The 26,980-nt window shown below is 64.9% G+C and carries 25 protein-coding genes; 11 read left to right on the forward strand and 14 right to left on the reverse strand.

Translation table 11 applies throughout. From position 1 onward, the window contains the following. Window positions 1–426: 426 nt before the first annotated feature. Window positions 427–828, forward strand: a complete 402-nt coding sequence (locus GGD62_RS25330) for a DUF2946 family protein (RefSeq protein WP_183710801.1) — start codon at window positions 427–429, stop codon at window positions 826–828. 149 nt (window positions 829–977) lie between these two features. After that, window positions 978–3,347 (forward strand): TonB-dependent receptor, encoded by a 2,370-nt coding sequence (locus GGD62_RS25335; protein ID WP_092261553.1) that lies wholly within the window; start codon window positions 978–980, stop codon window positions 3,345–3,347. A 160-nt stretch (window positions 3,348–3,507) separates the two neighbouring features. Here the strand turns inward: GGD62_RS25335 and GGD62_RS25340 are convergent, their stop codons facing one another. From GGD62_RS25340 to GGD62_RS25350, 3 genes are all read right to left on the reverse strand, one after another. Beyond that, window positions 3,508–3,990 (reverse strand): GNAT family N-acetyltransferase, encoded by a 483-nt coding sequence (locus GGD62_RS25340; RefSeq protein WP_179735116.1) that lies wholly within the window; start codon window positions 3,988–3,990, stop codon window positions 3,508–3,510. 127 nt (window positions 3,991–4,117) lie between these two features. Further along, complete coding sequence (locus tag GGD62_RS25345) at window positions 4,118–4,636, reverse strand: GNAT family N-acetyltransferase (protein ID WP_183710803.1); 519 nt, start codon at window positions 4,634–4,636, stop codon at window positions 4,118–4,120. Window positions 4,637–4,785: 149 nt separating this feature from the next. Further along, window positions 4,786–5,277 carry an NUDIX domain-containing protein gene (locus GGD62_RS25350; RefSeq protein WP_092261555.1) on the reverse strand — a complete coding sequence of 164 codons (492 nt, stop codon included), beginning with the start codon at window positions 5,275–5,277 and terminating at the stop codon, window positions 4,786–4,788. Window positions 5,278–5,384: 107 nt separating this feature from the next. Between GGD62_RS25350 and GGD62_RS25355 the strand changes: the two genes are divergently transcribed. Then, window positions 5,385–6,266 (forward strand): metallophosphoesterase, encoded by an 882-nt coding sequence (locus GGD62_RS25355; protein WP_092261623.1) that lies wholly within the window; start codon window positions 5,385–5,387, stop codon window positions 6,264–6,266. A gap of 122 nt (window positions 6,267–6,388) precedes the next feature. Here GGD62_RS25355 and GGD62_RS25360 read toward each other — a convergent pair whose 3' ends face one another. The 3 genes from GGD62_RS25360 to GGD62_RS25370 form a co-directional block, all read right to left on the reverse strand. Then, window positions 6,389–6,943: a hypothetical protein gene (locus GGD62_RS25360; protein ID WP_018323283.1), complete on the reverse strand. Its 555-nt coding sequence runs from the start codon at window positions 6,941–6,943 to the stop codon at window positions 6,389–6,391. A gap of 196 nt (window positions 6,944–7,139) precedes the next feature. Further along, window positions 7,140–7,349: a hypothetical protein gene (locus GGD62_RS25365; RefSeq protein WP_018323282.1), complete on the reverse strand. Its 210-nt coding sequence runs from the start codon at window positions 7,347–7,349 to the stop codon at window positions 7,140–7,142. Window positions 7,350–7,379: 30 nt separating this feature from the next. Further along, complete coding sequence (locus GGD62_RS25370; protein ID WP_026202905.1) at window positions 7,380–9,014, reverse strand: isocitrate lyase; 1,635 nt, start codon at window positions 9,012–9,014, stop codon at window positions 7,380–7,382. Between the two features lie 220 nt (window positions 9,015–9,234). Here GGD62_RS25370 and GGD62_RS25375 point away from each other — a divergent pair, with 220 nt between their 5' ends. Beyond that, entirely contained in the window at window positions 9,235–10,680 is a 1,446-nt protein-coding gene (locus tag GGD62_RS25375) for a short-chain fatty acyl-CoA regulator family protein (protein WP_018323280.1), read from the forward strand. Window positions 10,681–10,825: 145 nt separating this feature from the next. Here the strand turns inward: GGD62_RS25375 and GGD62_RS25380 are convergent, their stop codons facing one another. Further along, the gene (locus tag GGD62_RS25380; RefSeq protein WP_014497428.1) at window positions 10,826–11,119 is read right to left on the reverse strand and encodes an antibiotic biosynthesis monooxygenase; all 294 of its coding nucleotides are present in this window, start codon (window positions 11,117–11,119) and stop codon (window positions 10,826–10,828) included. A gap of 231 nt (window positions 11,120–11,350) precedes the next feature. On the opposite strand from GGD62_RS25380, the gene GGD62_RS25385 reads away from it, so the two are divergent. Next, window positions 11,351–12,151, forward strand: a complete 801-nt coding sequence (locus tag GGD62_RS25385; protein ID WP_026202904.1) for a hypothetical protein — start codon at window positions 11,351–11,353, stop codon at window positions 12,149–12,151. A 175-nt stretch (window positions 12,152–12,326) separates the two neighbouring features. Further along, on the forward strand, window positions 12,327–12,683 hold the full coding sequence (locus GGD62_RS25390; protein WP_183710805.1) for a hypothetical protein: 357 nt from the start codon (window positions 12,327–12,329) through the stop codon (window positions 12,681–12,683). Window positions 12,684–12,828: 145 nt separating this feature from the next. On the opposite strand, the gene GGD62_RS25395 is transcribed toward GGD62_RS25390, so the two are convergent. Together GGD62_RS25395 and htpX are read right to left on the reverse strand one after the other, a co-directional pair. Then, window positions 12,829–13,470, reverse strand: a complete 642-nt coding sequence (locus tag GGD62_RS25395) for a tetratricopeptide repeat protein (protein ID WP_028141730.1) — start codon at window positions 13,468–13,470, stop codon at window positions 12,829–12,831. Window positions 13,471–13,607: 137 nt separating this feature from the next. Beyond that, window positions 13,608–14,543 carry a zinc metalloprotease HtpX gene (gene htpX, locus GGD62_RS25400; RefSeq protein ID WP_183710807.1) on the reverse strand — a complete coding sequence of 312 codons (936 nt, stop codon included), beginning with the start codon at window positions 14,541–14,543 and terminating at the stop codon, window positions 13,608–13,610. Window positions 14,544–14,826: 283 nt separating this feature from the next. Between htpX and GGD62_RS25405 the strand changes: the two genes are divergently transcribed. The 5 genes from GGD62_RS25405 to GGD62_RS25425 all read left to right on the forward strand — a co-directional run bounded on the left by GGD62_RS25405 (window position 14,827) and on the right by GGD62_RS25425 (window position 21,622). Beyond that, on the forward strand, window positions 14,827–16,197 hold the full coding sequence (locus tag GGD62_RS25405; protein WP_183710809.1) for an HlyD family secretion protein: 1,371 nt from the start codon (window positions 14,827–14,829) through the stop codon (window positions 16,195–16,197). After that, entirely contained in the window at window positions 16,194–18,134 is a 1,941-nt protein-coding gene (locus GGD62_RS25410) for a glycosyltransferase (protein ID WP_183710811.1), read from the forward strand. Before GGD62_RS25405 ends, GGD62_RS25410 begins: the two co-directional genes overlap by 4 nt. Before the next feature lie 116 nt (window positions 18,135–18,250). Next, complete coding sequence (locus tag GGD62_RS25415) at window positions 18,251–19,552, forward strand: lytic murein transglycosylase (protein WP_183710813.1); 1,302 nt, start codon at window positions 18,251–18,253, stop codon at window positions 19,550–19,552. Window positions 19,553–19,838: 286 nt separating this feature from the next. Continuing rightward, on the forward strand, window positions 19,839–20,342 hold the full coding sequence (locus GGD62_RS25420; RefSeq protein ID WP_018323272.1) for a DUF1993 family protein: 504 nt from the start codon (window positions 19,839–19,841) through the stop codon (window positions 20,340–20,342). A gap of 179 nt (window positions 20,343–20,521) precedes the next feature. Then, window positions 20,522–21,622, forward strand: coding sequence for an alkene reductase (locus GGD62_RS25425; protein ID WP_183710815.1), 1,101 nt, complete (start codon window positions 20,522–20,524; stop codon window positions 21,620–21,622). Window positions 21,623–21,830: 208 nt separating this feature from the next. Here the strand turns inward: GGD62_RS25425 and GGD62_RS25430 are convergent, their stop codons facing one another. The 5 genes from GGD62_RS25430 to GGD62_RS25450 form a co-directional block, all read right to left on the reverse strand. Further along, entirely contained in the window at window positions 21,831–23,573 is a 1,743-nt protein-coding gene (locus tag GGD62_RS25430; protein ID WP_026202903.1) for an ABC transporter substrate-binding protein, read from the reverse strand. Between the two features lie 130 nt (window positions 23,574–23,703). Continuing rightward, window positions 23,704–24,033 carry a DUF2160 domain-containing protein gene (locus GGD62_RS25435; protein WP_018323269.1) on the reverse strand — a complete coding sequence of 110 codons (330 nt, stop codon included), beginning with the start codon at window positions 24,031–24,033 and terminating at the stop codon, window positions 23,704–23,706. A 69-nt stretch (window positions 24,034–24,102) separates the two neighbouring features. Beyond that, complete coding sequence (locus tag GGD62_RS25440) at window positions 24,103–24,909, reverse strand: carbohydrate ABC transporter permease (protein WP_018323268.1); 807 nt, start codon at window positions 24,907–24,909, stop codon at window positions 24,103–24,105. Next, window positions 24,909–25,883, reverse strand: a complete 975-nt coding sequence (locus GGD62_RS25445) for a carbohydrate ABC transporter permease (protein ID WP_183710817.1) — start codon at window positions 25,881–25,883, stop codon at window positions 24,909–24,911. The genes GGD62_RS25440 and GGD62_RS25445 overlap by 1 nt, the downstream gene beginning before the upstream one ends. Then, the gene (locus tag GGD62_RS25450) at window positions 25,883–26,968 is read right to left on the reverse strand and encodes an ABC transporter ATP-binding protein (RefSeq protein ID WP_179737149.1); all 1,086 of its coding nucleotides are present in this window, start codon (window positions 26,966–26,968) and stop codon (window positions 25,883–25,885) included. Before GGD62_RS25450 ends, GGD62_RS25445 begins: the two co-directional genes overlap by 1 nt. Between the last annotated feature and the right edge of the window lie 12 nt (window positions 26,969–26,980).

Genomic DNA, 26,980 nt, shown 5'->3' on the forward strand with positions numbered 1-26,980 from the left:
CGGATCGCGCTTCCCTCCGGCGTAAAATCAAGCGCGCTGGCTGGGACAACGCATTCCTCTTGGCCACCCTCAGCCATATGCGATAGCCCTGCCCTTGTGGGGGAGGGCTAGGGAGGTGGGTAGCCCAGGAAAAGGGGCCGGTTGTTGACGATGCATCGGGCCTGTGCGCGACGGTAAGAGTCCCCGTGTGGCACCCCCCTCCCTGCCCCTCCCCCACAAGGGGGGAGGGAACGGAGAGAGCAACGCTGTCCGCTGAACTGGACTTGAATCCATCGTGTCTAGTTGCCCGAACGACACATCGGGCCGGCTGCCTGCACAGACAGGCCTGAGGCGCCGTTGACATCCGCCGACCTGTCGCGCGATGTTACATTGTAACGTCGCGACGTCAGGGAATTGATGTGCCGCGACGTGGGGTGGCTTTTCCAGATGAAGTGGTTCCGGTCGAATATCAGGCACGGCGCCCGGCTCGCGTTGTTCGCGATACTGGTGCAGTTCGCGCTGACGTTCGGGCACAGCCACTGGTTCGCGCAGGCCGCGCCGCTTGCCCAGGCCTCGCTCCAGCAGACCGACAGCGCCAAAGGTGCCGCGATCGACCGCGCCGCGGTCCAGAAGCAATCGCCCGCCGCTCCCGACCGCGAGCATCAGGGCGAGGACAATTGCGCGATCTGCGCCGTCGTCGCGATGGCGGGCACCGTCATATCGGCAACGCCGCCCGTGCTGCTGCTGCCGCAGGCGATCGAGCTGCTCCACCGCACCACTGATGCCGAATTTCTCCATCTGAAATCGGCCGGCACGGCGTTCCAGCCGCGCGCCCCTCCCGCGTCCTGACTCTCAACATCGCTTGATCACGCCCGGGCTCGCCGCGCATCGGCAAATACCCGGGAGAAGTTGAAGTCGAATTCCGTCGCGCCGCGACGGCAGGCCGCCTCCCGATCAAAAGATCATCACGCGGACGGCGCCTGAATGGAATCAGGACCATGTCATTCAAATTGCGACGCGCGCAGCGTCTTGGCGGAGCAAGCCTGCTCCTGCTCGGCGCTGCCGCCACGCCTGCTTTCGCCCAAACGCCTGCGCAAGACAAATCGTCGACCGAGATCCCCGCCGTCACCGTGACGGCGCCGAGCCCCATCGTGCGCAGAGCGGTGGTGCCGTCGCGCAATCCGGGCCGCGGCACGCGGACTGCGCGAGTGCGCAGCCGCCAACAAGCGGCGGAAGCAGAGCCGGCGGCCGCCGTGCCCGCCGCGCCTCAGCAGGGTGTGCTGCCTATTGTGACCAACCAGTTCGCGACGGTCACGGTGGTGCCGAACGAGGAGATCCGCCGCGAGGGCGGCGGCCAGCTCGGCGATCTCCTGTTCTCCAAGCCGGGCATCACCGGCTCGAGCTTCGCGCCCGGCGCATCCAGCCGGCCGATCATCCGGGGTCTCGACGTCAACCGCGTCGGCATCGTCGAGAACGGCACCAATTCGAGCGGCGCGTCCGATCTCGGCGAGGATCATTTCGTCCCGATCGATCCGCTTGCGACCAACCAGATCGAAGTGGTGCGCGGGCCCGCCGCGCTGCGCTACGGCTCGACCTCGATCGGCGGCGTCGTCAGTGCCACCAACAACCGGATTCCGGATGCGGTGCCGAACTGCGCGCCGTCATTCCAGGCTTACGGCCTGCCGACCAAGGCGCCGCTCGCGACCGCCGCGACCTCGCCTTGCGTCACAGCCGAGACCCGCACCGCGTTCTCTTCGGTCGATCGCGGCGTCGAAAGCGGCGTGCTGCTCGACACCGGCGGCGGCAATTTCGCGTTCCACGCCGACGCCTATGGCCGCACGACCTCGGACTATTCCATCCCGAGCTACCCCTATCTGAACGATCAGTCGCGCCCCGTGAACGGCCGCCAGCCGAACTCGGCGACGCGCTCGGACGGCGCCTCGATCGGCGGGTCCTATTTCTTCCAGGGCGGCTATATCGGCGCATCGATCACGCAGAACGACTCGCTCTACCACATCCCCGGCATCGACGGCGCCGACCACCGCACGCGGATCGACGGCCACCAGACCAAGATCAACGTCAAGGGCGAGTATCATCCCGACGCCGCCGCGATCGACGCCGTCCGCTTCTGGGCCGGCGCGACCGATTACCGCCACAACGAGATCGGCCTTGCCGATCCCGCCGACCTCAACAGCGACGGCATCAGGCAGACCTTCACCAACAAGGAGCAGGAAATCCGCACCGAGGTGCAGCTGATGCCGTTCAACGCGCGCTTCGCCGAAGTGACGACGGCGCTGGGCTTCCAGGTCGGGCATCAGGAATTGAGCGCGCCGAGCCCGGACAATCCCGGCACGCTGTTCAACGGGCTGTGGGACCCCAACAACAGCACGCGCGTTGCCGGTTACGCCTTCAACGAGTTCAAGTTCACGGAGGCGACGCGGGCGCAGATCGCCGGCCGCATCGAGCATGTCGAGCTGCACGGCACGACGCCGGACTTCCCGGCCGACTATTTGCCCGACGGCACGCCGCAGGCGGCGATCGCGCGCAATCCGTCCTTCACGCCCAAGAGCGGCAGCATCGGCCTGCTGCAGGATCTGCCGGGCGGCATGGTCGGCAGCATCACCGCGCAATATGTCGAGCGCGCGCCGAAGGCGGCCGAGCTGTTTTCACGCGGCGGCCATGACGCGACTGCGACCTTCGACATCGGCAATCCCAACCTCACCATCGAGACCGCCAAATCGGTCGAACTCGGCGTGCGCAAGGCGACGGGGCCGTTCCGCTTCGAAGCGACCGTCTACTACACGCATTTCGACAATTTCATCTATCGCCGCCTCACCGGCGTGTCCTGCGATGACGACTTTGCCTCCTGCGGCACGCCGGGCGCCGAGCTGAACCAGGCGGTGTATTCGCAGCGCAATGCCAATTTCCGCGGCGGTGAATTCCAGTCGCAGCTCGACGTCGGCGCGTTCCAGGGCGGCATCTGGGGCATCGAGAACCAGCTCGACGTGGTCCGCGCCACCTTCAGCGACGGCACCAACGTGCCGCGCATTCCGCCGGTGCGGATGGGCGGCGGCGTGTTCTGGCGCGACGACAACTGGCTGATGCGCGTCAACCTCTTGCACGCCTTCGCGCAGAACAACATCGCCGTGATCGCCGAGACGCCGACGGCGGGCTACAATCTGTTGAAGGCCGAGGTCAGCTACAAGACCAAGCTCGACCGCAACTGGTTCGGCGCGCGCGAGATGATGGCCGGCATCGTCGGCAACAATCTCCTCAACGAGAACATCCGCAACTCCGTATCCTACACCAAGGACGAGGTGTTGATGCCCGGCATCGGCGTGCGTGCGTTCGCGAACTTCAAGTTCTGACGGTGATCAAGCCGGGGCCCGCGGGCCCCGGCAACGACGGAGTGTCAGGCGCGGCCGCGCGCGTCATTGACAGCATCGTAGCCCGGATGGAGCGCAGCGAAATCCGGGGCGGTGCATCTGTAGCGAGAGGTTTCCCGGATTGCGCTGCGTTCCATCCGGGCTACGAACTACGCGTCAGCCGTTTCTCGAAGCGCCACTGATCCACAGGGAAAGGCCCCTTCGAGGTTTCCGACATCATCACGAAGGTGCCGGCGTTGCGCCAGCCGCTCTTCTCGTAGAACCGGGCGGCCCGCATGTTGCCGACCGCGCAGGCGAGCCACGCCAGCTCCACACCACGCGCGGCGAGCCGTGCTTCCGCATCGGCGATCAGCGCCGCAGCCACGCCTGTCCCGTGGGCGGTTGGCGACACGAAGAGCTGGTACAGTTCGTCGCTCTTGAGGGCGCACAAGCCGAGCGGCGCACCGGAGGGGCCGACGACGCAGATATCGACAAGCATGACCGCGAGGCGATCGCGAAAGCTCGCCAGCGTGCGGAGGCGGACCAGTTCGGGCGGCGCAAGATGCGCATGCGACCCGTGCCAGGCATCGTGCCACAGCTGCGCGAGGTGGTCGATCTCCGTGGAATCAGCTGGACGCACCTGCATTGGCGATACTCCGTATGAGCCTCGTAGCCCGGATGAGCGAAGCGACATCCGGGGGCGGTGCATCTGCATCGACAGGTTTCCCGGATATCGCTTCGCTCATCCGCGCTACAGGCTACGAACCTGACGCCTACCCTGCCCGCGCCTTGCTCCAGTCCGGGCCGACCGGGCCCGACACGCCTTCGAAGGCGCCATCGACGAGCTCGAACACCAGGATGCGGGCGGCGTCGACGGGACCCGGCATGGTAACGCGGCCCTTCGGGACCGGCTTGAAGCCGACACGGCTGTAATAGGGCTCGTCGCCGACCAGCAGCACCAGGCGGTGACCTTTCGCCTTCGCGTCCTTTAGCGCGCGCTCCATCAGCAGACGGCCGACACCGCGGCCGCGGAACGGCGGCTCGACCGTCAGCGGGCCGAGCAACAGCGCCGGCGTATCGCCGACCAGCACCGGCAATTGCCTGACCGAGCCGACCAGCAGCGTGCCGATGCGCGCGGTGAAGGACAATTCGAGCAGATGGTCGACGTGCTCGCGGATCCGGTAGGCGCTGAGCACGAAGCGGCCGGGACCGAAGGTACGTTCGTGCAGCCGCTCGATCGACTGGGCATCGCCGGCGGCTTCAGGGAGGATGGTCAGTGAGAGATCGGTCATGTCAATTCGCGGGATAGCACCTGAACGCAGCGCGGTCCATCGGGCAGGGACCGCGCTCAGCTCCTTTTCGAGGTCGAGGGGAGGTGTTCCGAAACCCTCGGCTTGCATTCGTTCAACGACATCTCCTGATGCATCAGCACAGGCCGACCTCAGCGCCACGTCGCAATCATTGGCCGGCCGTCCAGCACTTCCGCGATCCGCAGCCGCGTCCCTCGGGTGGTGCCGTCGGGCAGCGCCGTGAGCGCGAAGAACCCGCACTCGACGATCTCGCGGTTGGGCTCGGGCTGGCGGTCCTGCCTGAACTGCCTGACGACGTAGACCGCGACGTGGTCGCGGCGGGAAACATGGCTGTTGAGGAAGATGCCGTGCAGCACGGCCTCGCCGGTGAGGTCGATATCGCCCTCCTCCTTGAGCTCGCGCCGCATCGCCTGCTCCATGCTCTCGCCGTGATCGACGCCGCCGCCGGGCAGGTACCAGCCGCTGACATAGCTGTGCCTGACCAGAAACACCCGATTCTCGGCATCCAGCACCACGGCGCGGACGCCGAGCGTCATGCCGCGGACGATGAGGAAATAGGCGTGGAAGACTCGCCGCAGCAGCGGCTCGAATTTTCGTCGAATGCGGTCCAGACGATCTCCCATCAGGCTTCCTTGAGGCCGCTGTCCCGGCGCCGCTTGCACAGTCCCCGCGACCTTGCCATTACAACGGAGCAATAGCGAGGCAATCGCACGCCATGACTCCCAACACGCTGGCCCCCTTCACGCTCGCCCATCTGTCCGATCCTCATCTAGCGCCGTTGCCGAAACCGCGGCTGATCGAGCTCGCCGGCAAGCGCGTGCTCGGCTACGTCAACTGGACGCGTAACCGCCACAAGTACCAGCGCCGCGAGGTGCTCGATGCGCTGGTCGCCGACATGAAGGCGCAGGCGCCCGACCACATCGCGGTGACGGGCGATCTCGTCAACCTCGCGCTGGAAGCCGAGTTCGCCCCTGCCCGCGCCTGGCTCGAAGGCGTCGGCCCGCCCGACCGCGTCACCACGATTCCCGGCAATCACGACGCCTATGTCCGCGCCACCTCGCATCGCTTCGGCGAGACGTTTGCGCCCTATCTCGCCGGCGACGACGGCGGCATCGGCTTTCCATCCGTGCGCCGGCGCGGGCCGCTCGCGCTGATCAGCCTGTCCACGGCGGTGCCGACCCTGCCGCTGATGGCGACGGGCACGCTCGGCCGCGATCAGCTCGACTCGCTTGCAGCAATGCTCGAACGGCTCGCGGCCGAGGACGTCTTTCGCGTGCTGCTGGTGCATCATCCTCTGAAGTCCGATGCGCGGCAGAAGCGGATGACCGATTCGGCTGCGCTGCTGACGCTGCTCAAGCGCCACGGCGTCGAGCTGATCCTGCACGGGCACGACCACATTCATTCGACGATGTGGTTCGAGGGTCCCAACGGCAACATTCCCGCGCTCGGCGTGCCCTCCGCCTCCGCGCTCGCGCACGGGCGCTACCCGGCCGCGGCCTACAACCTTTTCAGAATCGAGAAGGACAATGCCGGCTGGCGCTGCGAGCAGACGGTGCGGAGCCTCGGGGCGGGATTTCAGATGGGGCAGATCAAGCATGTGAGGCTGATCTAGTTCGATGTCATTGCGGGGCGCGCGATGCGCGAGCCCGGAATCCATCGGGCCGCAGAATTGGTGGATGAATGGATTCCGGACTCGCGCCTTTGGCGCGCCCCGGAATGACGGCGGAGAATACCTCACCAGCTCCGCAGGGCCGCCAACAGGGCGAGGCCGAACAAGGCGGCGGCGCCGAGCACGAAGCCGAACACGAACGGCCACAGGCGCGAGCGGCGCGGCGGCGGCGCGACTGCGGGCTTTGGTTCGGGCGGGACCACCATCGCGTGCTCGCGCTCGACCATGCGGCGCGCGACATAATCGGTGACGGCCTCGACGATGACGGCGGTGTCGTGCGATTCGGCGAGCACGATGCGGCCAAAGCGGGTATCCTGGACGAAGCGGTACATCCGCTTGTCACGGCCCATCACGATGTGGGCAACGACATCGATCCAGAGTCTGGGCGTATCGCCCTGGCTGATGCCGCGGTCAAACAGATCGATCCTATCGGGCACCTGCGCGAACAGGGGATCGAGCGCGTCGTTGAGGATCTCGAGCCGCGCCACCTCGGCGTCCCTGAGATCGACGACGACGCCGGTCCGATCGGCCGCCTCGATCCGCGCGCGCAGCAGCGCATCGCGCAGCCGCACCGGGCGTGGCTGGCCGGGATGGGTCCCGCTGGTTTCGGGCTCTGACATTGTCGGCCTCGTCCTCGACTTTCCTCCATTAACCTATCAGCAACCTTGAGGCCCGCAAAGGGTCCATAATTCCAGATACTTACGGCACCCACAGGCGATTGACCTGTGCCAAAAACAGACGATCCCACCCAGGCAGAGCCTAGATGGGACCATCCGTCCTTGGACGTCTTCTTAATTCAGGTCGACACCAGGCCCTTTAGGCCGAGACGCGCGACGGCTCTTCCACGATGGAGAAGCGGACGCCGGCCTTGTGGCGGTTCTCTTCCGAGACCGTGCGCCAGGCATCCTCGGCCTCCTTGCGGGTCTTGAACGGACCCTGCACCTGGGCCGAGCCTTCCACGAGCTTGTGGAAGTTCATCGAACCGAACTCACCGCCGATCACCCAGAAATTGCTGCCTTTGGTCATTGTCAGTCTCCTGTCCAATAGCGTGCTGTGTTAGCCGAACTGGTTCATGGTGTTGTGGACGCCGCCCGCCTTCAGGGCAGCCTCGCCGGCGAAATATTCCTTGTGGTCGTCGCCGATGTCGGAGCCGGCCATGTTCTGGTGCTTGGCGCAGGCGATGCCCTGACGGATCTCGGCGCGCTGGACGTTCTTGACGTAGCCGAGCATGCCCTGGTCGCCGAAATATTCCTTCGCCAGATTGTCGGTCGAGAGCGCCGCCGTGTGATAGGTCGGCAACGTGATCAGGTGATGGAAGATGCCGGCACGCTTGGCCGAATCCGCCTGGAAGGTGCGGATGCGCTCGTCGGCTTCCTGCGCCAGCGGCGTATCGTCGTATTCCGGCTTCATCAGCTCGGCACGGTTGTACTTGCTGACGTCCTTGCCGGCTTCCTTCATCGCGTCGTAGACCTGCCAACGGAAGTTCAGCGTCCAGTTGAAGGACGGCGAGTTGTTGTAGGCGAGCTTCGCGTTCGGGACCACCTTGCGGATGCGATCGACCATCTTGGCGATCTGCTCGATATGCGGCTTCTCGGTCTCGATCCAGAGCAGGTCCGCGCCGTTCTGCAGCGAAGTGATGCTGTCGAGCACGCAGCGGTCTTCGCCGGTACCCGGGCGGAACTGGTAGAGGTTCGAGGGCAGCCGCTTCGGACGCATCATCTTGCCGTTGCGGTTGATGATGACGTCGCCGTTGCGGGCGTTCTCCGCGGTGATTTCCTCGCAATCCAGGAAGCTGTTGTACTGGTCGCCGATGTCACCGGGCTTGTGGCTGACGGCGATCTGCTGCGTCAGGCCGGCGCCGAGCGAGTCGGTGCGGGTCACGATGACGCCGTCTTCGACGCCGAGCTCGAGGAAGGCGTGGCGGCAGGCGCGGATCTTCGCGATGAACACTTCGTGCGGCACGGTGACCTTGCCGTCCTGGTGGCCGCACTGCTTCTCGTCCGAGACCTGGTTCTCGATCTGCAGCGCGCAGGCGCCCGCTTCGATCATCTTCTTGGCGAGCAGATAGGTCGCCTCGGCGTTACCGAAGCCGGCGTCGATGTCGGCGATGACGGGGACGACATGGGTCTGGAAGTTGTCGATCTTCTCGATCAGCTCCTTCTCGCGGGTCTTGTCGCCTTCCTTGCGCGCCTTGTCGAGCAGACGGAAGATGTCGTTGAGCTCGCGCGAGTCGGCCTGGCGCAGGAAGGTGTAGAGCTCCTCGATCAGCGCCGGCACCGAAGTCTTCTCGTGCATCGACTGGTCGGGCAGCGGGCCGAACTCGGAGCGCAGCGCCGCGATCATCCAACCCGAGAGATAGAGGTAGGTGCGATCGGTCTTGCCGCCGAAGTGCTTCTTGACCGAGATCAGCTTCTGCTGGGCGATGAAGCCGTGCCAGCAGCCGAGCGACTGGGTGTACTTGGTGGGGTCGTTGTCATAGGCGGCCATGTCGGCCCGCATCAAGGCGGCGGTGTAGCGGGCGACGTCGAGACCGGTCCTGAAGCGGTTCTGCAGGCGCATGCGTGCGACGGCCTCGGCCGTCACCCCGTTCCAGGTCGGCTGGGTCTTGAGGAGCGCCTGGGCCGCCTCGACCTCGTTCTGATACGAACCCGGGCCCTGAAGGGTGCTGATGCCGCGCGGCTGGTAGTTCATGTGCCTGATCCTTTCGCTGACGATGCCATCGACATTCTTGACAGTGCATTGCGAGATGCGTGTCAGGAGCTAAACGCGAAAACAGAAACTTCGGATAGATGGCTTGTTTTTTATTGGTGATGTCATGTAACATCAGAACATGTAATAGATGTTATTTTGTAAATCTTGTAAAAATTATAGGTCAGCTAATCTGTCCTTAATGTGCACGGAGTCCTGAGAAATGCCCGCCAATTCCGGCAAGAAACTCTTCGTCGGCCCGCGGTTCCGCAGGATCCGGCAGCAACTGGGGCTTTCGCAGACCCAGATTGCCGAGGGGCTCGGGATCTCGCCGAGCTATGTCAACCTGATCGAGCGCAACCAGCGCCCGGTGACGGCGCAGATCCTGCTCCGGCTGGCCGAGACCTATGACCTCGATTTGCGCGACCTCGCCACCGCCGACGAGGACCGTTTCTTCGCCGAACTCAACGAGATCTTCTCCGATCCGCTGTTCCGCCAGATCGACGTTCCCAAGCAGGAGCTGCGCGACCTCGCCGAGCTCTGCCCCGGCGTCACCCATGCGCTGCAACGGCTCTACGCCGCCTATACCGAGGCGCGCCAGGGCGAGACGCTGGCGGCGGCGCAGATGGCCGACCGCGACGTCGGCACGCGCTTTGAGGCCAATCCGGTCGAGCGTGTCCGCGAGCTGATCGAGGCCAACCGCAACTATTTTCCGGAGCTCGAGCAGGCCGCGGAGGCCCTTCGCGATGAGCTGAACGTGCCGGCCGAGGGACTCTATGCAGCGCTCGCGGCGCGGCTGCGTGAGAAGCATTCGATCCAGACCCGCGTCATGCCGGTCGACGTGATGCGCGAGACGCTGCGGCGTTTCGATCGCCATCGTCGCCAGTTGCTGATCTCCGAGCTGGTCGATCCGCCCGGCCGCGCCTTCCAGCTCGCCTTCCAGCTTGGCCTCGGCGAATGCGCGCAAGCCCTGGAGAGCATCATCGGCCGTGCCGGACCGCTCGACGACGCGCCGCGCCGGCTGTTCCGCATCACGCTCGGCAACTACTTTGCAGCGGCCGTGATGATGCCCTACCCCGCGTTCCTCGCCGCGGCCGAAGCCCTGAATTACGACATCCACGTGCTGGCGCAGCGCTTCAATTCCGGCTTCGAGCAGGTCTGCCACCGGCTCACCACCCTGCAGCGGCCGAACGCGCGCGGCATTCCGTTCTTCCTCTTGCGCGTCGACAATGCCGGCAACGTCTCCAAGCGCTTCTCGTCCGGCACTTTCCCGTTCTCGAAATTCGGCGGCACCTGTCCGCTGTGGAACGTGCACTCGACCTTCGACACGCCCGATCGCCTGCTCAAGCAGGTGATCGAGCTGTCCGACGGCACGCGCTATTTCTCGATCGCGCAGATGGTGCGCCGCCCCGTCGCGCCGCACCCGCTACCGCAACCGCGCTTCGCCATCGGCCTCGGCTGCGAAATCCGTCACGCCGCGCGCCTGACCTACGCCGCCGGCATCGACCTGGAGAAGACCGAGGGCACCCCGATCGGCGTCAACTGCCGCCTCTGCGAGCGCGAAAACTGCGCCCAGCGCGCCGAACCGCCGATCACGCGCACGCTGATTTTGGACGAGACGACGCGGCGGGTATCGAGCTTCGCGTTCTCGAATGCGCGGGAGTTGTGACGGGCACTCTCTCCTTCGTCATGGCCGGGCTTGACCCGGCCATCCACGCGCTACAGCGTGCGAGGAAAGACGTGGATGCCCGGGACAAGCCCGGGCATGACGACCGAACATGCGGCCGCTGCTCGCCACTATCGCAAACAGGGCCCTACGCCAGCGTATGCACGATCACCGGCCCCGCAGCCGCGCTCGCATGGCCCGCAAGCAACGGCCCGAGATCCTTCTCGATCCAGGCGATCGCCCGCCGGTTCGCCTCCTCCGCCTGCTCGAACTTGTCGAAGATCGAGATCGCGGTCACGGTATCGTCGCCGGCATAGACGACGTAATAGGCACGGAAACCGTCGACGTCGCTGATGATCGGAACGGCGCCGTCCTTGATGCGGCGCGCCAGCTCTTCCGCGCTCCCGCTTTTCGCCTTGGCCTGACGGATGGCGGCATACATGGCATCCTCCCCTTCCGGCTGTCTGGACTTTTGGGCTCTGTGCCCGGAGCCGATGTTACGCCGAAGCTCGCCGCCAATCCACGCTTGGTTAACCCCGCACTAATCTGCCGCAGCGATCTGCAACCAACGGTTAAGCACGCCTCAACATCGCCGCCTTAGTCTTGCCCCACTCACCTTTCGCAAACAACGGTGGCCTATTCTGCCGGGCGAAGTGACATCAGGGGGTTCATCATGCGCATTGCGTTGCTGCTGACCGCAACCATTGTCGGCGCGCTCTTCGCCAATCCATCCCAAGCCGGATCGCTCGATGCCGATGCAGCGCAGTCGCTGCCGCCGGGCTTCCAGAGCTATCGCGGCTACATGTTCGACCTGTCGGAGAATTCCGACCGCAAGGATGTCGACAAGCTCACCGACAATCTGAAGAGCCAGATCGACGCGGTCGAGGCGGCCGGCCTGTCGCCGCGCGTGCTGCGCTTCTTCCGCACCGTGCCGATCATCGCCAGCGAGCTCGCCTGCCTCGACGAAGGTGCCGCCACCGCCTGCTACGGCCGCGTCGCTCCCAACGTCGAACGCCGCGTGCCGCGGACGCTGACGGTCTGGGACCACGACAAGCAGCGCTGGACCAATCCGAACGCCGTCGACCTCGCGGTCGATTCGGGCCTCGGCGTGATCATGCTGCGGCCGGACATGATGCGCTACGAAAAGGAAGCCGTGCTGCTGCACGAGCTCCTGCACGCCTATCACGCGCGGCTGTTGCCGGACGGCTACGCCAACAAGGGCGTGATCGCCTATTTCGCCCTTGCCAAGTCCAAGGACTTGCTGCCCAAGGAGTCCTATGCGTTGAAGAACCCCATGGAGTTCTTTGCCGTGACCGCCAGCATCTTCCTGGCCGGAAAGAGCGAATTCCACGATCCGAAGTCGCGCGAGACGCTCAAGGAGAAGATGCCGGACTATTACAAATATCTGGTCGGCGTGTTCGGCTTCGACCCGGAGCCGGCGGCGGCAAACGGCCCGGTCGCCTCGCTGAAGTGAGGCGAACGTCGAGCTGCCTCAGCCAGATCAACCAAAGAGCCGCGCGAAATGCGCGGCTTTTTTGTTTTGCAGGCGGGAAGCTGCGGATGACGCCCAGGCGGGAATTGCCAAGGCGGGGCCCGATCTGCATAGTCCCGCCCGCATCGAGACCCATTTTCGAAGAGGATAGAACAACATGGCGGACGCCGACCTGGATGTCGTGATCCGGCAATTGGCCAGACAGCTGCAGACGGGCCTGATGACCCGCGCCAAGGAGCGGCGGGATCGCTTCAACGGCCTGGCGGCCAAGGCCAAGGGCAAGGAGACCGGCGACCGCTTCAAGATGATGGCCAAGGCCACCATGGAGCAGGCCACCGCCGCCGCCAAGCGCCTGCAGATGTCCGCCGACAACGTCGCCGACAGCTACGCGCGGTCAATGCGGCTTGCCGCCAGTACCCCGGTGGCGGCGAAGGTCGAGAAGAAGGCGAAGGAAGAGAAGCCGGCGAAGAAGGCCGCGAAGGCGAAGAAGGCCAAAGCCAAGAAGGCGAAGTAGGCGGACGAGAAGTATCTCTCCGCACAATCAGCGCCGTAGGGTGGGCAAGCCCACGCGTCTGTTGCCGTATTGTAGAGATCGTGGGCACGGCGCAAGGGCGCCTTTGCCCACCCTGCGATTCCAGGATTCGGTGGATAGAGCCCCCTCACCGCCTCGGCACTGACACCTGCGTCGGCTCGGCGCTGGCGAGCTCAGCGAGCCTGGCGCGCGCGGCTTCGCGGGTGCGACCGTCCTTGCCGGCCGGCAGCGCCAGCGCCGCCTCGAAATCGGCGCGCGCATCGTCGGCCTGGCCGCGGGCGAGGAATGCCAGGCCACGGTCGAGGCGGGCCTGCGCATCCGAGGGGTCGAGGCGAACCGCCGTGTTGTAGCTCAGAATCGCGCGGTCGAGATCGCCGGTGGCGGCGAGCGCGAGACCGCGCTGGTGATAGGGCGCGGCGCGCTTGGGATCATGCGCGATCGCCTCGTCATAGTCGGCGATGGCGAGTTCGAGGTCGCCGTTCTGACGGCGCGCGAGCGCGCGGTCGCGATAGAGCGAGGCGCGGTTGGGATTGAGGTGAATGGCCTCGTCGAAATCGGCGACCGCCCGCCTGAAGTCGCCGTGGCGCAGCGCGATCCGTCCGCGCCCCTCATAGGCAAAGGCGATCAGCGATCCGCGCAGCGGCGAGAAGCCGATCACGGCGGAGCAGATGTCGGGATCGTCCTCGTCGCCGCAATTGACGACCATGTGCGTGGACAGGCCGACGAGCACGCACAGGACGATCAGCAATGGTACGGCAGCTCTGGTCATCTTCGACGGTGGCCGGCAGCGGGCCGGTCACGCATCCCCTTTCGAAGGAAGTGTCTCGCCGGGGTCTTAGCACCGGCTCGAACCATCCTGTGTGCGCCAGGTCACAAAGCCGACCGCAAATTGCCGCAGGTTCCATCTCAGCCCCAGGGACCACGCGAGGACGAGCGCCCCCATGGGCCGCGCGGCGGATAGTTCTCGTTGGCGCCGACCGACGGCGCCGGCCGCGTGCCGAGCTCGGCCGCGAGTTGCTGAAGCGCCGCAATGCGGTTCTGCGTCGAGGGATGGGTGGCGAACAGATTGTCCACGCCATGGCCCGACAGCGGATTGATGATGAACATGTGCGCGGTCGCGGGGTTTCGCTCGGCCTCATAGTTCGGCACCTGATGCGCGGCGCCCTCGATCTTCACCAGCGCGGAGGCCAGCCACATCGGCTGCCCCGCGATGCGCGCACCGAGATTGTCCGCGGCATATTCGCGAGTGCGGCTGATCGCCATCTGCACCAGCATGGCGCCGAGCGGGGCGAGGATCATCATCAGGATCGAGCCGACGATGCCGAGACCATTGTTGTTCTCGCGGTTGCCGCCGAAGAACATGCCGAACTGCGCCAGCATGGAGATCGCGCCGGCGATGGTCGCAGTGATCGTCATCAGCAGCGTGTCGTGGTTCTTGATATGGGCGAGCTCGTGCGCGATCACGCCGGCGAGCTCCTCGCGGCTGAGCTGGCCCATCAGGCCGGTGGTGACGGCGACGGCGGCGTTTTCCGGATTGCGCCCGGTCGCGAACGCGTTGGGCTGCACCTCATCCATCAGGAACACGCGCGGCATCGGCAAGCCTGCCCGGCCCGCAAGTTCCGCGACCAGCCCGACCAGCTCCGGTGCGGTCGAACGATCGACCTCATGGGCGCCGTACATCGAGAGCACCATGCGGTCGGAGTTCCAGTAGGTGAAGAGATTGGTCGCGGCGGCAATAACGAGCGCGATCATGGCGCCGGAGGCGCCGCCGATCAGATAGCCGACGCCCATGAACAGGGCGGTGAGGCCTGCGAGCAGCATTGCGGTACGAAAATAGTTCATGGCCGTCTCCCAAGGCGGCCGCGGGCGAACCTCTGGCCGGCACCTCGGAGGTATGAAGGCTGCCTGCGACCGCAAGGTTCGTGCGTCGCCGGGCCGCACATTCCATCGCGGCGTCAGCCTTTCCCGCGCCGCTAAAGCTTGAGCGGGATTTGCGCAAAAACACCCGCGGACGTTTAGCAACCTGGAAAGCGCAATCGCGGCTTAATTCGCGGTAACCGGGCACGCCGCGCGGTCGCGGCGCATTGACCGGTTCCGTTGGCACCCCGTCAGCAAGGTGACCGTCATGATGGACCGCTCGAGCGCCGCTTCCGTCGATCCCGCATCTGCTCCCTCCCCTCACGACGCCAAGATCGACGCCAAGATCGACGCGAGGACTGACGCGAAGGGATTGCAGGAGGCGCTGTACGAGCAGATGTTCGCCAATGACGAACCCGGCCCCGCGCCCGATGCGAAGACAGAGCCGGCATCGCAGCGACGCTGGCCACATCTGAGGCGCGGCGCGAAGATTGCGATCGGACTTGCCCTCATCGCCATTTTCGGCTGGCTGCCGCTGCGCGCGGTCTGGGAGTATTCCAGCGTCGAGGCCGTATTGAATTCCCGCCTCGTCACCCTGCGCACGCCGATCGGCGGCCGTGTGGCAGCCGCGCAGCGCTTGACCGACCAGGCCAGGCTCGACGCCGGGACCGTGGTCCTGCGCGTGGTCAACCCGCGCGGCGATCGCACCCGGCTCGACGATCTCCGGCGGCAGAAATCGCGCCTGGAGAACGAGCGGCCGAGCCTTGCCGCCAAGCTTGCCTCGGCCCAGGCCGCGCAAAAAGACCTGGCGCGACAGGCGACGCAATTCCGCGACGGGCGCGTGCTCCAGCTCGAGGCCCGGATCGCCGAGATCCAGACCTCGATCGAGGCCGCGGCAGCGCGGCGGGAGGAAGCCAGTGCCGCGGTCGACCGGGCTTCCTCGCTGGCGAAATCCGGCAACGTCTCGACCGTCGAGCTGGCACGGCTGACGCGCGAGCTCTCCGTGTCGCAGCAGATCGAGCTCGGTGCGCGCAAGCGGCTGGACGCGGCCATGGTCGAGCTTGCCGCGGCACGGAACGGCTCCTTCCTCGGCGACAGCTACAACGACCGGCCAAGCTCCGTGCAGCGCGAGGAAGAGATGCGCCAGCGTGCCGGCGACCTCGACGCCGACCTCGCACGCATCGACACCGAGATCGCCTGGCTCGCCAGCGAGATCATCACCGAAGAGGTTCGCTTCGCCGATCTGTCCGAAGCCAACATCACGACGCCCGTCGCAGGGCGCGTCTGGGAGATGATGACCTCGCCGGGCGAGGACGTGCAAGCCGGCCAACCGCTGCTCAAGGTGCTCGATTGCAGCAGCGCCGTCATCACCGCGAACGTCACCGAGAACGTCTACAACCGTTTGCAGCTCGGCGACCACGCGACCTTCGAGCCGAACGACGGTGGTGCGCCGATCTCCGGCACCGTGGTCAACCTGACCGGCGCCGCCGGCGCGCCCGCCAATCTCGCCATCAATCCCGACGCGCTGAGCAAGGAGCCCTATCGCGTGACCGTTGCGCTCGGTGATGGCGCTGCCCACGCCTGCACGGTGGGACGCACCGGCCGCGTGGTGTTTGCAAGGCAAGAGACCGCGCCGTGACGACGGCGCTGACGCCCGGCCTGATTGCGCTCGGCGCCTTCATGGCGATCGTGCCGCTGCTCAGGCGCGACAGCACGATGGCACGCTCGTTCCTGGCCATCGTGTCACTCGTTTTCCTGCTCCGCTATCTCCATTGGCGCGTCACAGCGACTCTCCCGCCGCCGCATCTGACCGCGGATGCCGCGGTCGGCTATCCCTTCATGCTGCTGGAAGCGGCCTCGCTCGTCGCGGTCAGTTTGTCTCTGCTGTTCCTGAGCCGAACAATCGATCGTTCCAGATCAGCCAGGATCGACAGCCGCGCCTTCGATCCCGGCGCGCCGCTGATCGACGTCTTCATCTGCACCTACAACGAGGAACGATCGATCCTCGAGCGCACGATCATCGGCGCGACCGGCATGGCGTACGGCAATTACCGCGTCTGGGTGCTCGACGACGGCCGACGGCCCTGGCTGCGGCGCCTTTCGGGTGAACTCGGCTGCCATTATCTCACGCGTCCCGACAACCATCACGCCAAGGCCGGCAATATCAATCATGCGCTCCGGCATGTCGGTGCGATGCCGAAGCCGCCGCACTTCGTCGCCATCCTCGATGCGGACTTCGTGCCGCGGCCCGACTTCCTGGCGCGGACCATCTCGCTCATGGACGATGCTTCGGTCGGGGTGGTTCAGACGCCGCAGCACTTCATCAATCCCGACCCGATCCAGAGCAACCTTGCTGCAACCGACGTTTGGCCGGACGAGCAACGCTTCTTCTTCGACATCCTGCTGCCGGCCAAGGACGCCTGGGGCGTCGCATTCTGCTGCGGCACCTCATCGCTCATTCGCTACGACGGACTGGTGCGGATCGGCGGGTTTCCAACCGATTCCGTCACAGAAGACTACCTCGTCACGCTTCGCCTGAAGGAGCACGGTCTCAACACGATCTATCTCAACGAGCGGCTGACGATCGGGCTCGCGCCGGAAGGGTTGAAGGAATACATCACCCAGCGCGCCCGCTGGTGCCTCGGCTTGATGCAAATCGTGCGCGGCCGCAGCGGACCGCTCTCGCGCGAGTCGAAGCTTTCCTTCATCGACCGGCTCTCGCTGGTCGATGCTTTCATGAGCTGGTCCGCGGTCTACACGTCGAAGGTGGCGGGCCTCGTGGTGCCCTGGCTGTTCCTGCTCTTCGGTATCAAGGCGGTCCGTGCCGACCTGAGCGAGCTGCTGCGGTTCTTTCTGCCGTTCTATGTCTGGCACAGCCTCAGCATGGCCTGGCTGTCGCACGGCCGTTCGCTGGCCATGATGACGGACGTGTCGCAACTCATCGCCGCGCCCGCAGTGCTGAAGGCGGTGGCAACCGGTCTGCTGAAGCCGAAAGGACACAAGTTCAAGGTCACGGCGAAAGGCGGGGACCGGGACAGGAGGTTTGTCGAATGGCCGCTGCTGCGGCTCTATGGCACCGCGCTTCTCGTTACGCTCGCGGCCATCGCCTATGCCTTCATCCTGCACCTGCGCGGCGAGAACATCGCCTACGGCGGGCTGGCCCTGGCCTGGAGCCTCTACAACGCGTTCATCCTCACCGTGGTCTGCTTCGTCTGCATCGAGCAACCGCGCAAGCGCAAGGCGGAGCGTTTTGATCGCAACGAGACGGTGCTGCTGCGCCAGCACGGCAAGTCGCATCTCGCGCGGCTCGCCGACATCTCGATCACCGGCGCCCGCCTGATCGATCCCGATCCGCCGCACCCGGGCAGCGCGATCGAATGCCGGATTTATGGCCGCCCGATCGCCGCGGTCGTGGTGCGGCAGACCGCGGATGGATTCGCGGTGCGTTTCGAGGAAGGCATGGATACACGCGTGCATGCGATCAGGGCGTTCTATGCCGGCGAGTATGTTCGCGCCTATCAGGGCGTCAGGGCGCTCCCGGTCGGGAAAGCGCTGCTGATGCGGCTGTTCGGCTAGACCGGCATCCACTCGCATCCCATATGCTGGCATGGCACGGAAGGGATGGCCTGAGGCCATCACTTCACCTAAACTTCGGGCGAATCCACGCCTGCCCCTTCCCCGCCGGAACCCCTATGGTCCAGACCCGATTTCTGATCGCGGCCGTCGCGCTCCTCGCATGCTCCGCCACTGCCTCCGCCCAGTTCGCGCCGCCGCCCGCCAAGCCCGTGGCACCCAGGACCACCGCAGCCTCGCCGCGTGCGGCGTCCTGCCATAACGGTGCGAGCTTCGATCGCTTCCTCGCTGACGTGAAGCAACAGGCTGTGGCCGCCGGCGTATCGCAGCGGACGATCGCGGAGGCTTCGCCCTACCTCGTCTACGACCAGGGCATCGTCAACCGCGACCGCGGCCAGCGCGTGTTCGGCCAGCTCTTCATCGAATTCGCCGGCCGCATGGCGGCGCCCTATCGCATGCAGAACGGCCAGCAGCACATCAAGCAATACGCTGCCGCATTCGCGCGTGCGGAAAAGGAATATGGCGTGCCGCCGGCGGTGATCGCCGCGTTCTGGGGGCTGGAGAGCGACTTCGGCGCCAACATGGGAAATCTGCCGACGCTGAAATCGCTGGTGTCGCTCGCCTATGACTGCCGTCGCTCGGAGATGTTCGTGGGCGAGACCATCGCCGCGCTGAAGATCATCGACCGTGGCGATCTGCATCCCGACGAGATGATCGGCTCCTGGGCCGGCGAGCTCGGGCAGACCCAGTTCCTGCCTGTGCATTACGTCAACTACGCCGTCGACTATGACGGCGACGGACGGCGCGACCTGTTGCGGTCGCCAGCCGACGTGATCGGCTCGACCGCGAACTACATTGCCAACGGCCTGAAGTGGCGGCGCGGCGAGCCGTGGCTGGAAGAGATCAAGGTGCCGCAAAACCTGCCATGGGATAAGACCGATCTCACGGTGCGAGAGCCGCGCTCGACATGGGCGCAGCTTGGCGTCACCTATCCCGACGGCCGGCCGCTGCCGAATGACAATCTCGCAGCCTCTGTGCTGCTGCCGATGGGACGCAATGGTCCGGCCTTCATGGCGTACCCGAATTTCGCGGCCTACACCGAGTGGAACAACTCGTTGATCTATTCGACCACCGCGGGCTATCTCGCCTCGCGCATTGCAGGTGCCGCACCGATGCGCAAGCCGTCGGCGCCGGTGGCGCAGCTGCCGTTCAACGAGCTCAAGGAACTGCAGCAACTGCTCGTGCGTGCGGGCTTCAATGTCGGCAAGGTCGACGGCGTGCTGGGCCAGCAGAGCCGCGCGGCCGTCAAGGCGATGCAGATCAAGCACGGCCTGCCGGCCGATTCCTGGCCGACCGCCGAGCTGCTGGCGCGCATGCGCGGCGCCACGGCGCAGGCCCAGCCGGTGGGGACGTTGCGTTAACTGATCTATCCGTAGTCATTCCCCGCGAAGGCGGGGAATCCAGTACGCCGCAGCTTCTCGGTTCAATCACCGCCGTCTCGGAGTACTGGATCGCCCGGTCAAGCCGGGCGATGACAGCCGAGGATTGGCTATGAGAGCGGAGGGTGTAGCAACGACCGCGGGGGAGTGGCGCGGTAGAATTTTCGCACTGCACAAGTAGCTTCCCGCGATTGTATTTTTCCGTGAGCCTCCCATGTGAGTAGCTCAGGTTTTCTCCTGAGATTTCTCATTCACAAGCGAGCATCACATGTCCTTCTACGACGCCGTCGTCCCCGCCTATTTGCAAATGCTGAACAGCGTGACCGGCCTGCTCACCAAAGCCGAGGCGCATTGCGCGGCCAAGAAGATCGACCCGAGCGTGCTGCTCGGCTCCCGCCTCTTCCCGGACATGCTGCCGCTGTCGAAGCAGGTCCAGCTCGTCAGCGATTTCGCCGCCAAGGGCTGTGCTCGGCTGACTCATAGCGAGGTGCCCTCCACGCCTGATACCGAGACGACCTTCGCAGAGCTGAAGCAGCGGCTGGCCAAGACCATCGACTATGTGAAGTCGTTCAAGCCCGAGCAGTTCGAAGGTGCCGAGACCAAGGACGTCACCTTCCCCGCCGGCCCCGACAAATCCATCACCATGAAGGGCCAGCAATTCCTGAGCGCGTTCTCGCTGCCGAACTTCTATTTCCACGCCACGACCGCCCACGGCATTTTGCGCCACAATGGCGTCGAGATCGGCAAGCGGGATTTTATGGGCGCGAACTGATTTGCGAAATCGCACGGCCGTGGCAGTCGTAATCCACTGTCACGGCCAAAATCGCACATGAATTATGCTACGCGGGCCCCGTTGCGTAGCTCGCCTGCACTTTCCGTATGGCTTCTCCCTTGCGCCCGATGTCGCGATGCACAAGTGTTCGGGACCTCACACCCCTGGAAGCATTCCCCATGAGCCGTTCGACCAAACTGTTTGAGACCTACAAGCTCGGCCCGATCACGCTGGCCAACCGCCTGGTCATGGCGCCGTTGACGCGCAACCGGGCCGTGCCCGGCACATTTGTGCCCGGTGCGCTCGCCGCCGATTATTATGGCCAGCGCGCCTCCGCAGGGCTCCTGATCACCGAAGCGAGCCAGGTCTCGCAGCAGGGCCAAGGCTACCAGGACACGCCCGGCATCTACAGCAAGGACCAGGTCGCCGGCTGGCGCAAGGTCACCGACAAGGTGCATGAGCGCGGCGGCAAGATCTTCATCCAGCTCTGGCATGTCGGCCGCATCTCGCATGTCGACCTGCAAGCGAGTGGCGCAGCCCCGGTGGCGCCGAGCGCGATCCGCGCCAAGGGCAAAACCTTCGTGAACGGCGGCTTCGCCGACGTCTCCGAGCCCCGCGCGCTCCAGCTCTCCGAAATCCCCGGGATTATCGACGATTTCAAGCGCGCCACGAAGAACGCGCTGGAGGCCGGCTTCGACGGCGTCGAGATTCACGGCGCCAACGGCTATTTGCTTGAGCAGTTCGCCAAGGACGGCGCCAACACGCGCACCGATGCCTATGGTGGCTCGATCGAGAACCGCGCGCGGCTGATGCTGGAGGTGTCCAGGGCCGTCGTGGCCGAGGCCGGCTCCGACCGTACCGGCATCCGCATCTCGCCGGTGACGCCGGCCAACGATATCTCGGATTCCAACCCGCAGGCCCTGTACGACCATATCGTCGACGGCCTCAGCGCGCTGAAGCTGGTCTATCTCCACGTCGTTGAAGGCGCCACCGGCGGCCCGCGCGACATCGCGCCGTTCGACTATGCATCCTTGCGCAAGCGCTTTGCCGGCGCCTATGTCGCCAATAACGGCTACGATTTCGATCTCGCCACCAAGGTGCTGGACACCAACGCGGCCGACCTCATCGCCTTCGGCAAGCCGTTCATCTCCAACCCCGACCTCGTCGAGCGGCTGAAGCAGGGCGCAACGCTGAACGACTGGGACAAGACCACGTTCTACGGCGGCGGTGCGAAGGGTTATACGGACTATCCGACGCTCGCGGCCGAGCCGGCGGAGTAACGACCAACCACACGAAAGCTGTCATGCCCCGCGAAAGCGGGGCATCCAGTACGCCGCGGCCTCTCGGTTCAATCGCGACCGTCTCGGAATACTGGATTGCCAGCCTTGGCGGGCAATGACACCCAGTGTGTAAGACGCGCTGGTGCCACAAGCGCAAAACAAAAAGGCCGGGATTGCTCCCGGCCTTTCGTCGTTGTGAGACCTTGCCTTACTTCGCTTCCGCGCGCTTGGGCGGGGTTGCCGGCCACGACTTGATCAGGGTGTCGTAGTCGACGGTCTCGCCCTTCGGCTTCTCGTTGGCGAGCTTGCGCTGCGGAGCAATCGTGCCGTCCTTCTGGGCCTTGGCGAACCAGTATTCGGCCGTCTCCTTCTTGTGCAGCTTGGGACCGCAGGCGCCCTGCACGCCGGACTTCTCCAGGCGCTCCATGACGGAGTCCTGAGCGGCGGCCAGCGCGTCCATCGCCTGCTGCGGGGTCTTCGCACCGGACGACGCATCGCCGATGTTCTGCCACCACAGCTGCGCGAGCTTCGGATAGTCGGGCACGTTGTTGCCGGTCGGGGTCCACTGCACGCGCGCGGGCGAGCGGTAGAACTCGATCAGGCCGCCGAGCTTCGGCGCACGCTCGGTGAACGACTTGTCCCAGATGTCGGATTCACGGATGAAGGTGAGACCGACATGGCTCTTCTTCAAGCTCACCGACTTCGAGATGATGAACTGGAGATAGAGCCAGGCCGCCTTGCGGCGATCCGCCGGGGTCGACTTCAGCAGCGTCACGGAGCCGGCGTCCTGGTAGCCGAGCTTCATGCCTTCCTTCCAGTACGAACCGTGCGGCGAGGGAGCCATACGCCATTTCGGCGTACCGTCCGCGTTCATCACGGCAATGCCCGGCTTCACCATGTCGGCGGTGAAGGCGGTGTACCAGAACATCTGCTGGGCGATGTTACCCTGCGCCGGCACCGGGCCTGCTTCGGAGAACGTCATGCCCTGCGCCTGCGGCGGCGCGTACTTCTTCAGCCACTCGAGGTACTTGGTGATCGAGTAGACCGCGGCCGGACCGTTGGTGTCGCCACCACGCTCCACCGAGGAGCCCACCGGACGGCAGCCTTCCATCCGGATGCCCCATTCGTCGACCGGCAGGCCGTTCGGAATGCCCTTGTCACCGTTGCCGGCCATCGACAGCCAGGCGTCGGTGAAACGCCATCCGAGCGAGGGGTCCTTCTTGCCATAGTCCATATGGCCGTAGACCTTGACGCCGTTGATCTCCTTGATGTCGTTGGTGAAGAACTCGGCGATGTCCTCATAGGCGGACCAGTTCACGGGCACGCCGAGCTCGTAGCCATACTTGGCCTTGAACTTGGCCTTGTAGTCGGCGTTGGTGAACCAGTCGTAGCGGAACCAATAGAGGTTGGCGAACTGCTGGTCGGGCAGCTGATAGAGCTTGCCGTCCGGCCCCGTGGTGAACGACTTGCCGATGAAGTCGTTGACGTCGAGCATGGGATCGGTGACGTCCTTGCCCTCGCCGGTCATGTAGTCCGACAGCACGACGGTCTGGCCGTAGCGGAAATGCGTGCCGATCAGGTCGGAATCGTTGATCCAGCCGTCATAGACGTTCTTGCCAGACTGCATCTGGGTCTGCAGCTTCTCGACGACGTCACCTTCCTGGATGAGGTCGTGCTTCAGCTTGATGCCGGTGAGCTCGGAGAACGCCTTGGCCAGCGTCTGCGACTCATACTCGTGGGTCGTGATGGTCTCGGAGACGACGTTGATCTCCATGCCCTTGAAGGGCTCGGCGGCCTTGGCGAACCACTCCAGCTCCTTCTTCTGGTCTTCCTTCGACAGCGTCGAGGGCGTGAATTCCGCGATCCACTTCTGGATCACGGCGTCGTCGGCGGCGCGGACCGGCGCCGAGACGGCGAACGACACCGCAATGATGGCGGCGGCGCTGGACATGGTCAGAAAACTATTCTTGGCCAATGGACCTTTCCTTCTCCTAAACTGTCGCATGTTGTTCCTCCGTTGCAGCGACAAACTTTTATACAGACCCGGATTGCCCCCGGATCTGGCCGTCCCTTCGCGAGCTTCAGACCGTGCGAAAAATGAGCACGGCCGTGACCAGCGAAATTCCACTTGCGAGCCACAGGCGCGAGATTTCAACGCCCTCCTCGCCGATCGGCAGCGTTGCGATCGCATCGGTGCCGAAGAAGCCGATCCAGAGAAGGTGGATGACCGCCGCCGATATCAGCGAGATGAACAGGCGGTCGCCGCGCGTGGTCGGAATTCGGAGCACACCGACCCGCTCGGCTTCGGGATAGACCGCCGCAAGCCACGTCATCACGGCGAGCGTGCAGGCGAGCGCTGCGAAGAAGATCGCCGTCGGCAGCGTCCAGGCCATCCATGCGATGGATTCCATGCTCTTACTCCTTGCGCATGATCTGGTCCGAAAACCGGTTTCCACTTTTCGGGATCATGCGCGCTCTCCTTACACGCGACCGAGCGCGAAACCGCTCGCGATGTAGTTACGGACGAACCAGATCACGAGCGCGCCCGGGATGATGGTGAGCACGCCGGCGGCCGCCAAGAGGCCCCAATCCATGCCCGATGCCGACACCGTGCGCGTCATGATCGCCGCGATCGGCTTGGCCGACACCGAGGTCAGCGTGCGCGCGAGCAGGAGCTCGACCCAGGAGAACATGAAGCAGAAGAAGGCGGCGACGCCGATGCCGCTCGCGATCAACGGCACCAGGATCTTGATGAAGAAGCGCGGGAAGGAATAGCCGTCGAGGAAGGCAGTCTCGTCGATCTCGCGCGGCACGCCGGAAACGAAGCCTTCGAGGATCCACACCGCCAGCGGCACGTTGAAAATGCAGTGCGCGAGCGCGACCGCCCAGGGCGTATCGAACAGGCCGATCGCCGAATAGAGATTGAAGAAGGGCAGTGCGTAGACCGCGGCCGGCGCCATGCGGTTCGACAACAGCCAGAAGAACAGATGCTTGTCGCCGAGGAAGCGGTAGCGCGAGAACGCATAGGCCGCCGGCAGCGCCACCGAGATCGAGATGATGGTGTTGAGAACGACATATTCCAGCGAGTTGATGTAACCGGAATACCAGCTCTCGTCGGTGAAGATGCGCTTGTAGTGCTGCAGCGTCGGGGTATGCGGCCATAGCGTCATCGTCGAGACGATCTCGCTGTTGGTCTTGAAGCTCATGTTGACGAGCCAGTAGATCGGCAGCAGCAGGAAGATCAGAAATAGCCCCATGATGAGGCGGCGGCCGGGAATCGAATGCATCACGCCACTCCTTCCTTTGGCTTGAGCACCGGCACGGGCTTGAGCACCGCCGAAGGCTTCGGTTCGGCCGCCGGCTCGCTCTCCGCCTGGACTTTGCGCTCGACACCGGCGTTGGTCATGACGGTGTAGAAGATCCAGCAGACGATCAGGATGATGAGGTTGTAGACCAGCGACAGCGCCGCGGCCTTGCCGAGGTCGAACTGACCCAGCGCGATCTTGACCAGCTCGATCGACACGAAGGTGGTGGAGTTGCCGGGTCCGCCGCCGGTGACGACGAACGGCTCGGTGTAGATCATGAAACTGTCCATGAAGCGCAGCAGCACCGCGATCAGCAAGACGCGGTTCATTTTCGGCAGCTGGATTGCCTTGAACACGGCCCAGCGCGAGGCGCCGTCGATCTGGGCGGCCTGGTAATAGGCTTCGGGAATCGACTTCAGGCCGGCATAGCAGAGCAGCGCGACGAGGCTGGTCCAGTGCCAGACGTCCATCACGATGACGGTGACCCAGGCGTCGATGTCGTTGGAGACGTAATTGTAGTCGATGCCCGCGGCGTTGAGGACGTAGCCGAGCAGCCCGATGTCGGGACGCCCGAAGATCTGCCAGATCGTGCCGACCACGTTCCACGGAATTAGCAGCGGCAGCGCGAGGATCACGAGGCAGGCCGCCACGGTCCAGCCCTCGCGCGGCATCGACAACGCGACGACGATGCCGAGCGGCACCTCGATCGCGAGGATCACCAGCGAGAAGAACAGATTGCGGCCCAGCGAGGCAAGGAAGCGGCCACCGAGATCGGTCGAGGGATCGAGCAATTCCTTGAACCAGCCGACGCCGTTCCAGAAGAACTGGTTGTTGCCGAAGGTGTCCTGCATCGAATAGTTCACCACCGTCATCAGCGGCAGCACCGCCGAGAAGGCGACGACCAGGAACACCGGCAGCACCAGGAACCAGGCTTTTTGGTTGACGGTCTTGTCCATCAGGCGGCTCCCTCCACCAGAAGGCTATCGGCATAGACGTGGACGTGGGACGGATCGAATTTCAGTCCGGCCATTCCGTCCGCGCTCGTGAAGCCCGCCGGCGCGCGCGCCGCGAGCTTGGCGTCACCAAGGCGTGCCCGCGCAAAACGGATGCGGCCGAGATCGTCGAGGCGCTCGATCTTCGCCGTGAGCAGGCCGGGCGCAGGTGCCACGACCTCGACGAATTCGGGACGGACGCCGATCTCGATCTTTGCGCCGGCAGGCAGATTGTCGTAGGCGCGGTTCAGCGCGATGACGTGACCACCAATGCGCGCCTCGCGTCCCCTCACCTCGGCCGGCAGGATGTTCATGCCGGGCGAGCCGATGAAATAGCCGACGAAGGTGTGTGCCGGCTTGTCAAACAGCTCGGCCGGGGTGCCGCTCTGCACCACGCGGCCGTCATGCATGACGACCACGGTGTCGGCGAAGGTCAGCGCCTCGGTCTGGTCGTGGGTCACGTAGATCATCGTGAGATCGAGCTCGCGATGCAGCGCCTTCAGCTTGGAGCGGAGCTGCCATTTCAGCTCAGGATCGATCACCGTCAGCGGTTCGTCGAACAGCACGGCGGCGACGTCGGAACGGACGAGACCGCGGCCGAGCGAGATCTTCTGCTTGGCATCGGCCGTGAGCCGCGTCGCCTTGCGGTTCAGATAGGGTTCGAGATCGAGCAGGCGGCCGATCTCGGCGACGCGCTTGTCGATTTCGGCCTTCGGCACGCCGCGGTTTTTCAGCGGAAACGCCAAATTCTGTCCGACCGTCATGGTGTCGTAGATCACCGGAAACTGGAACACCTGCGCGATATTGCGCTTCTGGGTTGACAGAGGTGTGATGTCCTTGCCGTCGAACAGGATTTGCCCCCGCGACGGCGTGATGATGCCGGAGATGACGTTGAGCAGCGTGGTCTTGCCGCAGCCGGACGGGCCGAGCAGCGCATACGCGCCGCCCTGCCGCCAAGTCATGGTCACCGGCTTCAGTGCAAAGCTGTCCTGCGGCGCATCATTGCCGCCGTAGGAATGGGCGAGATCGACGAGGTCAATGCGGGCCATGGCGCATCCCCT

It is taken from the genome of Bradyrhizobium sp. ERR14, from assembly GCF_014198235.1.
In the GTDB taxonomy this organism is placed as follows: Bacteria; Pseudomonadota; Alphaproteobacteria; order Rhizobiales; family Xanthobacteraceae; genus Bradyrhizobium.